The organism is Dysgonomonas sp. Marseille-Q5470, from assembly GCF_951230145.1.
Classification (GTDB): domain Bacteria; phylum Bacteroidota; class Bacteroidia; order Bacteroidales; family Dysgonomonadaceae; genus Dysgonomonas.
Genome location: NZ_CATNVE010000010.1, coordinates 82,893 through 95,325 on the forward strand (window position 1 = coordinate 82,893; position 12,433 = coordinate 95,325).

The 12,433-nt window shown below is 34.8% G+C and carries 8 protein-coding genes; 3 read left to right on the forward strand and 5 right to left on the reverse strand.

The window, feature by feature from the left end; genetic code table 11:
- Positions 1–10 precede the first annotated feature (10 nt).
- From QOX35_RS14305 to QOX35_RS14320, 4 genes are read right to left on the reverse strand one after another with little or no spacing between them, the layout of a single operon-like run.
- Positions 11–886: an ABC transporter ATP-binding protein gene (locus tag QOX35_RS14305; protein WP_283687494.1), complete on the reverse strand. Its 876-nt coding sequence runs from the start codon at positions 884–886 to the stop codon at positions 11–13.
- 49 nt (positions 887–935) lie between these two features.
- Complete coding sequence (locus QOX35_RS14310; RefSeq protein ID WP_283687495.1) at positions 936–2,549, reverse strand: DUF6850 family outer membrane beta-barrel protein; 1,614 nt, start codon at positions 2,547–2,549, stop codon at positions 936–938.
- 12 nt (positions 2,550–2,561) lie between these two features.
- Complete coding sequence (locus QOX35_RS14315) at positions 2,562–3,890, reverse strand: DUF4876 domain-containing protein (RefSeq protein WP_283687496.1); 1,329 nt, start codon at positions 3,888–3,890, stop codon at positions 2,562–2,564.
- 52 nt (positions 3,891–3,942) lie between these two features.
- Positions 3,943–6,909: a TonB-dependent receptor gene (locus QOX35_RS14320; protein WP_283687497.1), complete on the reverse strand. Its 2,967-nt coding sequence runs from the start codon at positions 6,907–6,909 to the stop codon at positions 3,943–3,945.
- A 260-nt stretch (positions 6,910–7,169) separates the two neighbouring features.
- Here QOX35_RS14320 and QOX35_RS14325 point away from each other — a divergent pair, with 260 nt between their 5' ends.
- From QOX35_RS14325 to QOX35_RS14335, 3 genes are all read left to right on the forward strand, one after another.
- Entirely contained in the window at positions 7,170–8,816 is a 1,647-nt protein-coding gene (locus QOX35_RS14325) for an ATP-binding cassette domain-containing protein (protein ID WP_283687498.1), read from the forward strand.
- Positions 8,809–10,407 carry an ATP-binding cassette domain-containing protein gene (locus QOX35_RS14330; RefSeq protein ID WP_283687499.1) on the forward strand — a complete coding sequence of 533 codons (1,599 nt, stop codon included), beginning with the start codon at positions 8,809–8,811 and terminating at the stop codon, positions 10,405–10,407. The genes QOX35_RS14325 and QOX35_RS14330 overlap by 8 nt, the downstream gene beginning before the upstream one ends.
- A gap of 166 nt (positions 10,408–10,573) precedes the next feature.
- Positions 10,574–11,044, forward strand: a complete 471-nt coding sequence (locus tag QOX35_RS14335) for a pyridoxamine 5'-phosphate oxidase family protein (RefSeq protein ID WP_283687500.1) — start codon at positions 10,574–10,576, stop codon at positions 11,042–11,044.
- Between the two features lie 138 nt (positions 11,045–11,182).
- On the opposite strand, the gene QOX35_RS14340 is transcribed toward QOX35_RS14335, so the two are convergent.
- Positions 11,183–12,424: a TolC family protein gene (locus QOX35_RS14340; protein WP_283687501.1), complete on the reverse strand. Its 1,242-nt coding sequence runs from the start codon at positions 12,422–12,424 to the stop codon at positions 11,183–11,185.
- Positions 12,425–12,433: the final 9 nt, after the last annotated feature.

Consider the following 12,433-nt stretch of genomic DNA (forward strand, 5'->3'; position numbering starts at 1 on the left):
CTGTTTCTTATTAATATTTACCTGTCAAACCTATAAAAGCGTCCTCTAATGTCAATGCTTCCTCTTTTACCTCAGCAACAGCAAAAGGAGCTAGTTTTTGATTCACAGCTTCTATTCCGTCAAAGGAATAAGTTTCCCAAACCGATCCGATCTTTTCTGTATTCCATAATCCATCTACAACACCTATCTCTTCAGTCTTGGCTGTAAAGCGATAGCGTTTAAATTTATTTATGATGTAACTTGTAGGTTGGTGAAGTAATATTTTACCATAATCGAGAATAATACAATCATCGATAAGCATTTCCATATCTTGTATTATATGGGATGTAAGGAAAATCGTTTTATCTTCGGCTGTCGCATATTCTTTCAGATATTCGATGAACAAGCGGCGATAGCCGGGATCTAATCCCATAGAGAAATCGTCGAGAATCAGCAAATCGGGGTTTTGCGCAAATAGTAATCCGAGAGCTACTTGTGAACGTTGCCCGCAAGACATCGTACTTATCTTCTGAGTTTTAGTTACCTGTAGTTTTTTCAGCAATTCATAATACGCATCTCTGTTCCAATTTGGAAAAAAACTACTATAGAATTTCTCTATTTGTACAACATTAAAATACGTATGCTGTATATGTCCTTCGAGCAAAAGACCTATACGAGCTTTGGTCTGTGGCGTAAAGTGATCCATTTCTTCACCAAAAATTCGACATACACCTGCTTGTGGGCGTAGATATCCGTTGAGGATATTTATAATTGTGGTCTTTCCCGTTCCATTTTTTCCGAGCAATCCTAATATCTTACCTTTCTTGACTTCAAAACTCAAGTCTTGGTAGATAAGTTTTGTTCCATAATAGTGTGTTATTTTGTCACACTGAATAATTGTATTCATAATTGGTTCTTTTATGATAGTTGTTCTTAGTGATTCCTTATTCTATTTATTAAAAGCCAACTCCTACCGATAGAGCGAGCTCATTAAAAGTTTTACCAATGTATTTGGTAGAAAAGGCATTTGTCAAAGCATAATTAAATTGTGCATACCCTTTTATCTTGCCTGGAAAAAGCCTTGAATAACGAAAGGTCACATTTCCTCGGACACGGTCTGTCGTCAGATATTCGAATTCCCGGTAGATATAACGATCTAAACTAACAGAGGTAGATCCTTGAGTGGAAGAATCATAAGTCCCATCTTTCTTTTCGTTACCTCCTCCTGAAATATAACCGAGTCCAAGAGTTAAACTATACTGATTTAATGATTTTATAATATTACGACTGGCGGACATCCCTACATTCCATTGATTTATATCTTGTTTGCGGTAATTCGGATAAATAGAAACAGTTTGCTTCATATTATTTGCTTCTCCATTAATCTTCAATATCCATATAGGAGAATAATCTTTTACTCCAAGATATGCGGTATACCCAGCACTAAATCTCCAGATTGTCTTATTCAACATTTCTTCTTGGCTCGAATAGTCAATCACGTTAGTTCCATTGGGTAGCGTACTTCTTTGATATGAATTTTCATAGTTTTTGAGCAATTCTCTGCTTATATTAAATGAGAGTATGTGGCGATCGTTACTATTTAGCAATGTCAAATTCCCCCGATACTCATTTATTTTAGAAGTATGTTCTGTATATACAACAGACGATGTGCCACGCTTACCATAATATCCGTCTCTCCACTTCAAAGTCAATTCATTAAAAAATAATATGTTAGGAGATAATGTAAAATTTAATTGAAAGGATGCTCCTTGAAACTCTTCAAATAGAGGTTTGAAAGTATTAGCCTCTGTATAACCATCACTTTTACTGAATCGTACCTGATGCCCATAAAAAACACCAAAGTCTATCAATGAGTTAAACTGTTGATCGGTATTCCCATATGATTGAAAACGTATTTCTTCGTCCCTACGTCGATATGTATAATTAATACCAGCTTCCCAAAATGGAGATATCCGGTAAGCTGCTCCTAATGTGAGTATCAAGTCCATTTCTCTGTTTTCATGACGAAGATCTTTAAATTTGGCATAATTAGAAGTTTTATAATCTAATTTTGTTCCTACATTAAATCCTCTGGCAAGTTCCGTACTAAATGCCCCTGTCAGATGATATATATCCAACGCTTTTTTCCCCTGCGTACTATCTGCATATTCCACTATGTTGAATGGGCTTACATAAGGATCAATAAAGGTAGCTCCCCCCATATTTTTGCCTTCAAAATGACTATAATTTACATTTCCATAAAATACTGTTTTGGAATTTAATCGATATAAAGATTTCACATCTGCTCCAGATTGGAAACTATTATCAGACTGAAAGTAGTTTCTTAACTTACCATTTTTCTTATTAAAATAAGCTTCTGCATAAGAAAGATTGTCGATAGTAATAGTATGAAGCCCGGCTGCATTATCAGAATACAGCCAGGGATTTGATTCTTGTACATACTCATAACTTTCCCATCCTGTTTTTTCGTATTGCGCAATTAGCTTTTTGGGTATACAAAATCCAACCAGAAGCAAAAGAATCGTTATATTATGTACTTTTTTAGCCATTATTTTTGTGTATTAATCTTTCAGCGAAGCTTTCTTACGTTGATGAAAGTCGTTTGTTGAATTATTGGTATCTTTATATATAATGCGCGCACCATTTTTAATTGAAGCTTCGGCATCGATTGTACTTGGATCGGTTGTTCCATCTTGTTGATCGGTTGTTCCCAATGAATAACTATAAACCAATTTCCCTGCATTACTTTCAACTGCTTCCGTTGCTTCTTTATCTACATTACGGTATATTGAGTACCCAAAACCATTAATCATTGTTACATAGCCCGCATCAACGGTAGAGGTTAATCGCTTAACGCCATCAACTCCTTGTCCTTTTATTTCTACACCATCAAGAATCCATTCTACCGGAACCTTTAAGTTTACTAATGCCGTACTTCCGAAATAATCTTCTTTTTTTGTTGCATCACTGGCAAATGCTGCCGGAGTTGTTCCTTGTGTATTAAAAATAAAGAATGTTGGAGATATAGTACTTAAAGGCCATGCATTACCCGCTCCATAAACAGATGCTGACAAGTAATGACTTGTAGGAATAACAGAAGCTGGAGAAGGATAAGAAGTCGTATTTGTATATTGTCCCGAGATATCATATGTACAATAATATTCAGAGTTCGCTAAATTTACCGAATTACTATAGGTTGTAGTATTGTCTACTGCATTTTTTAAAGCAATTACAATTTGCTTACCGGACGCTATTTTTACCGGATTCTTAAAATACCATATAGCAGCTCCTGCCGGAACCCATCCTTCTGCCTCATACGAAAGCTTTCCGTTCGAATAGTATTTATTAGCAGATGTAAAATTGTAAGGTATAGTTGTACCTAACGCTGTATTTTCCAAGCTCAAATCAATACTTGAGTTATTATACAAAACAACGTATGCATCATTCTGAAATTTTCCCGATCCATCATTCTTTTGACATCCTCCAACATATAATTCTTTGATAACTATTTGTCCTGTCTTAGATGCATTCAATTTTAATTCAACCGGGGTGGCACTAACCCAATTATTTCCAATCGTAAGATTCGATTGACCATTCAAAACATAAGAGCTTCCACCAACGGCCCTATTATCAGTCGCTGTTACCTGATAGATACCTGTAGAGACTTTAAAAGATGCCTCCCCCGAAGCGTTTGTTGTAGCGGTATATGCTGCTTTCGTAGTTGTATTAACGAGTGTAACAATAACATTTTCAGATGAAGTGTAATCATCCGGATAAACCAGTTTTACAGCCACGTCATAAGTTTGGTATTTATCATCATCAGTGTCACTACAAGAAGTTCCAATTGTAAGAACTGCTATTAGTAAGAAAAATAATTTTTGTAAATTCATAAGTTACTTTTTATATGTTTATATTTATTTTACATCTTTCTCAACCATCTTTTTACAATTTGATACGAAGAGTTAGTCCGTAATAAAATTCAGGTAAATAACCTGAGCCGAATAAAGAATATTCACTGTTATTTTGTTTATTCTTAACCTTTGCAACATTATTAAAAAAGTTATTTGCCAGAAATGATATTGAAACATGATCACCCAACTCTTTTGTCACATTCAGATTCGCCGAAAAATATGCGGATATATCTGTAGGTTTGAAATAGTAATTGACATTTGACCGAACCACCATTCTTGCCAACTCGTTGAATAAAGCGGAATCATTATCTTTGGCCCATAAGAACTTTTCTTTAAATGGAATTTTTGTATTCATATCATCCAAGCTCACATAATATAAAGGATAAAGAGCAACGAAATAGTCTCCTTTATAGATATTTGTCTCTGAATTTGAAGGGATGTAATCACTTCTATTGTCTATTACAAAACCTCGTGAGCCTGTAGATGATTCGCTCAATTTTTGCTTATAATCGTACAAGCAACTTTCCAATCGAAGAGATACTATGAGGCGTATTGCTGGTATATGAGTACTTATCGAAAGATTATTTGTTATTTTTTTAGAGAGGCTGCCATTCGCAACTTCATCTGTACCTTCATATAGACCGATATATTTATAAGGATTTCCGTCAGCCATATTTTGAGAAAGGCTGGGCGAATATGCTATCAACTTTGTTTTTAGACCCTTATAATAGTTGTAAGATCCATCTACTTGGAATGAAGTATGAATAGAGGGGATTTTTCCGAAATTAATTACCCATTCCAGCCCTCTTTTCGAAAAATCAGATTCATTGTAATAATAACTATTGGTCTTAAATGTATTCCTTTCTTTATAAGCTAATTGTTGGCTAGGCAAATTCCCTGTCAAATCTGAAACGGTAACTATTCCGGTAGTCTTATCTATTGCGTATGAACGGTTAGCTTCAGGAATTAAATTATTGTCAAGTGCTGTCTGATCTGTAAATTTATAAGAATACGGAGTGTATAGGGTAGCATCAGCATAGGGGGCTATTGTCTTACTATTATAGGCTAATAACGAAATATCTACTTGTCCAATACGAGCATTGAATTCTAATTCTATTAAACGGCTTCTTTGCCATTTAAGATTCGGATTGTAAATAGTTGTACTGGGCATCGTATTATATGCGTAATACGTTGTATTTTCTGCCGTTGTACCTGGTGTAAAGACCAATCTATCCTGATAGGTAGGAGTTGGATTTAATATATATGAAGAAGGAAGCTTTACAGCATCTCCAAATCCTGCACGTAAACTCATTAAAGAAAGAGTGTTTTTGGGACGATTCCAGAATATATATTTTGCACTAACCCGAGGAGACAAGCTATTAATTGTTCCGTACTCGGATTTACTTATATATGTTAAATCACTTCGAAGACCAATTGATGCCTTTAATGAAGTTTCACTAGGTAAGAGAAAAGCTACCTCATTTTCGGCAAAAAGAGCCAGATTATTTACTGCAGACTGATCGCTATATTTATATTCTCTCCATGTAGGAGCATAGCGCATATCGGTATAATATATTCCCTTGCCTAGATTTGTAGTCCGATTAAAATCTGATCCAAGCATGAATCGATTAGTAACATCTCCGAATTTTCGTACCCAATTAGCTTTCATCTTTGCCGTAAACAAAAGAGGTTTACTATCTTCTCTTCTTGTTGTATACCAATATCCTCCGGGGATCAGTATAATCTCGGCATTCGGGTTGATGTCATACAAAGAACCAATAAAATAACCAGATTCTGATGTATGAATAGCAGCAGTTGAAGTATTACTATCCTTGTTTTCTTTCTTCTCAGATTGTAGATCCGAATAATTAAGAGTTCCCGAAAATTCTAATTTAGTAATCCACGGTTTGTTAATTAGCCAATCTAGCTTCATATTCAACCGAAGTGCATTATCCCTTTCTTTAGTGTAAGTATCTACAAAAGCATCCGGATCTCCTTTCGAATTATAGCCACCAACATTCCCGGTCAAACCCAAAGAAAAATTTAAAGGATTATTCCGATATGGATTAAATACCTTGGAATAAATCAGAGATAGATTGTTCCGGACATAAGTCGTATAAGGCGAAGCTATATCGGAGTTGGATTTTGTATGCTCAAAACTCGTATTAAGTATCCCCCACTTCTTTCCTAGGAGGAAGCCTTTGTCGATAGCTATAGATTTCGTATTCGGCTTGGTACTTAGTTCTATATTTAATGGCGATTTGCCTTTCTTGGAATTTATACGTATCATCCCATTAGATAAGTCTCCATGCTCGACAGAAGGAACTCCGGTTATAACCTCTACAGACTCAATATTATTTGAAGCGATATTGCGGGTATCAGCCCCCTTTACTTCTTTTATAAATTGACTATTGTTGGATATTCGTACACCATCGACTTCAACTACTGTTCCAAAAGAAGATAAGCCTAGTTCACTTCCTCCGTTAGAGCGAAGATTGAAGCTATCAGCAGCACCCCTAACGCCAGCTAAATGTGTTTTTTTACTGGTTTGACCCCCAGGTAAAAGAGCTGCTATTTCAGTGATATTCAACACTTGTATCTGATCCAATGCTGCTCGTTCGATAGTATAGGCTGTTGTAAGATCTTCCACTTTCTTCTCTGCAGTAACAACTATTTCATTCAATAGTAAGTTATCCTCTGCCAAATAAAAAAGCAGATCGTTTTTATTCTTATCTACTTGTATTTTGAATGCTTTTTTCTCATATCCCAAAATAGAAATATTCAGCTCAAAAAATCCCGCTGGAATATTTTTAATAGTGAATTTCCCTTCAATGTCGGAAGTAACAGCTAAGCCAAGATCTGAGATAGAGATTGTAGCATACTCTATGGGCGTCTGATGTTTCTTGTCTAAGAGTTTTCCCGATATAGTGTAGAACTGGCAATATGCAGATTCAATAATGCATAAAAATAAAAAGCAGAGTAATAAACTCTTTTTCATTGATTTTATAAAATATTAGAAATGCAAATTTAGTTGTTGAAAGAAAGGCCTTCAATCGCATTTTCTTGGTATTTTAGGTCTAATTAATAACATATAGTAGGTATCTCGACTCTGTTTTTATAAAATAGCTATTAATATTTCCTAATTCGTTTCTTGTAGTATAAAACCAGGATTAAGGAAAATCATTACTATATGTTGTAACAACATGGAGTAATTCATTATCTTTGTTGATGAATGAACGAAAATTATAGATAATCATTATGAGTTCAAATCAAGATAATGCATCCCGATGGCTGAGTAAAAAAATAACAGAGGCTAAAGGTTCATATATTGTAGCTGCGGTATTTACTATTTTAAGTGCGGTATCTTTTATCGTTTTTTGCTGGTATTTATCACAATTTGCAGCCTTATGGCTTAATCGAGAATTACTTCAGCCAGACCCTCTCCTATATTCATTAGTGTTTCTTACGGCTAGATATATCTTTGCTCATTTTGCTTCGATATTCAACTATAAAGCGGGAAATACGATTGTATCCAAAGTCAAAAAAAATCTATATCCCATATTATTAAACAACAATAAATTAGACTCTGTAGCAAGCACTCTCTATATTACCAGAATTTGTGAGGATTTGAAACCTTTTTATGCCTTTTTTATTCCATACGCAATGGCATCTCTTTTGGTTAGTGGAATGATACTTGTTGTTAGTTTTTGGATCGAAAAATGGGTTGGTCTTACACTGTTGGTTTCATTGATTGTTATCCCAATGCAAATGATAATAATAGGCATAGGTGCTGAAGCTCTTCATAAAAAACACATTAATCTCTTTTTGAAATATTCAGCTGTATTTTATAATCGCCTTCAGACTATTGCCGAAATAGTTAATTTAGATAACTTCAGACCTCAATATAATTTCTTGTCAGAAAAAAGTAAGGAGTTAAATAAAGCAACGACTAATGTCATGCGAGTGGCTATTTTATCGTCAGCAGTATTAGAATTATTTGTTACTATTTGTATTGCTGTCGTTGCAATCTATTTAGGGATGAGTCTTCTCGGTATTATGACAGGACCTAATTACGGAAAAGGTTACGACTTTCAGATTGCATTATTTTTACTAATGATGTCTCCTTATTTTTTCTTTTATTTACGGAAATTCGTGAGTGCCTACCATGACAGAAACAGAGCTGTGGCTGCAGCAAAATTATTAATACCAATATTAAATGAAGGCATCGACACAACTTCAATCAATATTGATCATCAGTTTAACAATTTAGCTATTAACAATTTGAACTTCGCTTATCCCGATTCACCGGTGAAAGTTCTACACAATATTAATGTACAATTTCCTTCAAAAGGACTAGTATTAATAAAGGGAATTTCGGGCTCAGGAAAATCAACCTTGCTAAAAATATGCTCCGGAAGCCTGTGTTTACAGGACAATAGTATTTCAGTAAACGGAAAGGATACTAAGTATTCGCAAAAGTGGCTTAGAACCAATTCTTCATACATGAATCAATTTCCTTTCGTTTTTGACGAAACTTTGAGATATAATGTTTTCTTAAAAAATGAAACGAATAAATCACAAAAATACCCTGAGTTTTTAGATAAAATACTTGCTAAAAAGGACGATGGTTGGGAAACTAAACTAAGTCATAATGGCAAACAACTGTCAGGAGGAGAAAAACAATTAGTTACACTTGCTCGAATGATGTTGTATCCAAAACCAATAGCAATATTAGATGAACCTACAGCCAACCTAGATCCCGATACAATCGAAATCATCATTCCGGAGATAATGAAATTAGCAAAAGACCGATTAGTAATAGTCGCTTCCCATGAGAAGTTGTTCGATAATATAGCGAATACAATCGTAAACTTAAATTGGGGAGAGCAAATGAGTCATGAATAAATTTATAAGAGTATATATATTAAAGCCCTTAGCTGGCAAATGGTTGCGAGGAGCATTTCTTCTATTATTGTGGACGATCTCTTTTATTGCTCTTCCGGCTATCTCAGGATGGTTTTTGGCGATCTGTAGTGTGGTGTTTGTTACTGCAAGTACTACTTTTTCGTATCTGGTACCATCTGCTATAATCCGTTTAATGGCATTTTTCAGAACGGCTGCAAGATACTTTGAGCGATTGGAAAACCACAAAGCCACACTAGATGCTCAGCAGAGCTTGCAATTGAGAATCTTTCAGTCCGTAGCCAGATTTCCCTATTTCAAAAAACAGGTAAATAATAATTCCACACTACTCGAGAATAGTACACATGGAATCGACCAGATATTGAACCACATTCTTTTGTGGCTTTTACCTTTTACGGCACTAATCATTTCACTCAGTATATATTTTTTCTTTCTTATTGTCTTTTCTCAAACTATTGCAATAGAATTTTTGATTTCATCTGCTATTCTTTTATTTATTATTCCTCAATTAATTTTCAGGAAAAACAGAAGACTCTATGAAGAACTAAAGATATGCCGCGAAGAGAACAATCAAATTCTTATACAAAGCTTTAGAGGGAGAATAGAAATATCGAAATACAGTTTGGAAGAGAAAGTTATCGGACAATACGAACAACGGCTATTACGCCTCGAACAATTGGAAGACAAGTTACAAACCAATTCATTTTGGTTGCAGCTAATTGCGGGACTCGGTTTTAGTTATATTGCATCGCTTTTACTATGGAGTTCATCTGGTAATGGTATAGATGCACCTACAGCCATCGGGATATTTTTCGGTATTATGGCACAGGCCGAATTGGCAGAAATGCTATTTTCGGGAAAATCAGAAAAGAGTGCTGTTGCTCATCAAGTTGAAGATGTTGATAGGATTATCAAGGATGGAGAGAAACCTCTGGAAACTGTAATCGTACATTCAAGAATGGAGAGCCTAAGTCTTAAAGATGTGAGTGCAATGATCCCTGAGACATCTGTGACTACTTCAGAGGTGTCATTAGAAATAAAAAAAGGTGAATGGATTTCACTATTCGGAGAAACTGGAAAAGGAAAAACGACTTTGTTAAACAGCCTTTTTTATCCTGAATACCGTAGATGTGGATCGTTAGTCTGGAATAACGATATTGAATTGTCTCATCTACCTGTTCCGGAATGTATTTATGTTACCCAAAAAGCTTATTTATTAACGGGAACATTGCGCGAAAATTTTGAAGGTCATCCGGATGAAGCTATTGAACACGTACTAGATACAGTAGATCTTACTAGCTGGCGTTTATCGCTTCCCGATGGACTAGATAGCTGGTTGGGAGAGAACGGCGAAATTCTGAGTGGTGGGCAGCGTAAGAAATTACTTCTGGCACAAGCCTTGCTTAAAAAGCCACAACTATTAGTTGTGGATGAACCTACAGCCGGTATTAGCTCCGAAAATGCTATTGCTATATTTCAGAATATAAAACGTGAATATCCCGACATTACAATTTTAATGGCGACTCACCTAAAAGATTTTGAATATGTATCAGATAAAATTGTAAGGATATAAATGCTCTTAGACAGTTATAAATATTTACTTAAGGTTTTTATTCCTTTTTTCAAGTTATATCCTGAGATCGCAATATCTGGCCTATCATTTTTTATTATATCTGCACCATAAAGACAATCCTAAAAATAAATATTTTTGTAATATACTAATATAAAAAACTATTATCATGCAAGGAAGAATGAAGCATCATCAGTTATCGAAGATAGAGATAGATGATGTATTGAAAAAAGCAGAAGTTGGACGCATAGGTACACACAATGAAAATGGGTATCCATATGTTGTCCCTGTACATTTCATCGTCTATGATGAAAAAGTATATATCCACGGACTGATCAAAGGACAAAAGATTTCAAACTTGACTAAAAATGATAAGGTTGGATTTGAAGTGGATGAAATGGGTGCAATCATTCCTGATAACGAAAATGTTTGTGATACAAATACTGCATTCAGAAGTGTAATTATCTTGGGTACAGCCAAAATGGTGGAAGATAAATCGCTCAAAGAAAATGTGCTACATGCTGTTGTTTCAAAATATACCCCTCAATTATCTCATTTGAGCTTTCCTGAAAAAATGCTGAAAGCAACGGGTATTATAGAGATAAATCCAATTGAAATCACAGGGAAATATTATAAATAAAAGGACATTTAATAAAAAATGTCCTTTTACCATCAAGGGATTTTGTAACAATCTCGATATTTTAATTCATTATCAATGAAATGAATTATTATATAAGATCATACAGCCCTATCAAAAACAGGTATTAAATAAAAAAAATTAGCGCCCGGTTACTTGCAAATACTCAATCCGTTTCTTTTGATAATTAGCATACGATTCAACATACTTATCTCGATTCTGTTGTAATAATGTCTGGGCATCTAATACATCCGTAAGAGTTACTGTACCGACTTTATAATACTGATTATTAAGACGCAAGTTTTCTGTAGATTGCTCAACACCATCTTTAGCCAACAATATTTGCTTATAAGTATTATCCAATTCATTTTTTACGTTCTGCATTTGTAACAACAATTGTTCTTCAATATCTATTTTATTGTTTAATGCTATCTTTTCTTGTATTTTCTGCTGCTTGATAGCATGAGAACCACCCCACCATCCGGAAATTGGAATATTGACAGAAACAAAAACGGCCCCATTCGTATTCCATTTATCCATAAAGTTATCTCTGGAATATGTTGCACCAACAGCCACTGTGGGTAAATAATCAGCTCTTTTTATTTTAGTCTGCAGCTTCGAGGCTTCTACGTTTTTATCAAGGAGTTTTGCTTCTGCTCTATTGGGTAAAACATTTTTATGATCCACATAATATTTTATAGGCGATTCTACGTCTTCAATATTAGGAACCTGTATATCTAAAGAATCTGCTGAACTCAAATCCATAGCCATTTGCTGACACAAAGACATTTTTAGCAATTTGATATTATTATCTAGATTAATACGATTACTTACGACCTCATTCTTTTTTAATTTTACCTTCAAAACATCGTTATTGTTAATCATTCCTGTCTGATAAGACAACTCTACATCTTTCAACAACTGATCTACCTGACTGTCTATAACATCCAGAGTTCTTCTTTTTTCATACAAAGAAACCAATTGCCAGTAAAGATTCTCTGTATTCAGCAACATATCATTTTCGGATAGTTTAGCCTGATATTGGCTTACCTGAATTCCTAAGTCAGCCAATTTATTACCATTGATTATTTTGCCTCCGGCAAAGATCGGTTGCGTCGCTGTAATACCAGCACTCATCCCATTCTTAAGAAATCCGATCGGGGCTCCTCCCATGTTCATCGTAACCAAAGGATCTTTAGCCGAGAATCCAAATGCTGAAGCACTGACCGATGGAAAATAATTAGTAAATGCATCCTTTTTCGTTTCCTTGGATGATTCGATTTCCAACCGACTATTTTTAATTTTTCGATTGTTCTCGATAGTCAATTGCTTGCAGTCTTCGAGACTATACTTCGTCTGTGCAGATATAAATATAGTTATCATACACATTGT

Bases quoted from the DNA above. Each gene is read 5' to 3' on its own strand.
- QOX35_RS14305 (WP_283687494.1), bottom strand. From the start codon at position 886: ATGAATACAATTATTCAGTGTGACAAAATAACACACTATTATGGAACA.
- QOX35_RS14310 (WP_283687495.1), bottom strand. From the start codon at position 2,549: ATGGCTAAAAAAGTACATAATATAACGATTCTTTTGCTTCTGGTTGGA.
- QOX35_RS14315 (WP_283687496.1), bottom strand. From the start codon at position 3,890: ATGAATTTACAAAAATTATTTTTCTTACTAATAGCAGTTCTTACAATT.
- QOX35_RS14320 (WP_283687497.1), bottom strand. From the start codon at position 6,909: ATGAAAAAGAGTTTATTACTCTGCTTTTTATTTTTATGCATTATTGAA.
- QOX35_RS14325 (WP_283687498.1), top strand. From the start codon at position 7,170: ATGAGTTCAAATCAAGATAATGCATCCCGATGGCTGAGTAAAAAAATA.
- QOX35_RS14330 (WP_283687499.1), top strand. From the start codon at position 8,809: ATGAATAAATTTATAAGAGTATATATATTAAAGCCCTTAGCTGGCAAA.
- QOX35_RS14335 (WP_283687500.1), top strand. From the start codon at position 10,574: ATGCAAGGAAGAATGAAGCATCATCAGTTATCGAAGATAGAGATAGAT.
- QOX35_RS14340 (WP_283687501.1), bottom strand. From the start codon at position 12,424: ATGATAACTATATTTATATCTGCACAGACGAAGTATAGTCTCGAAGAC.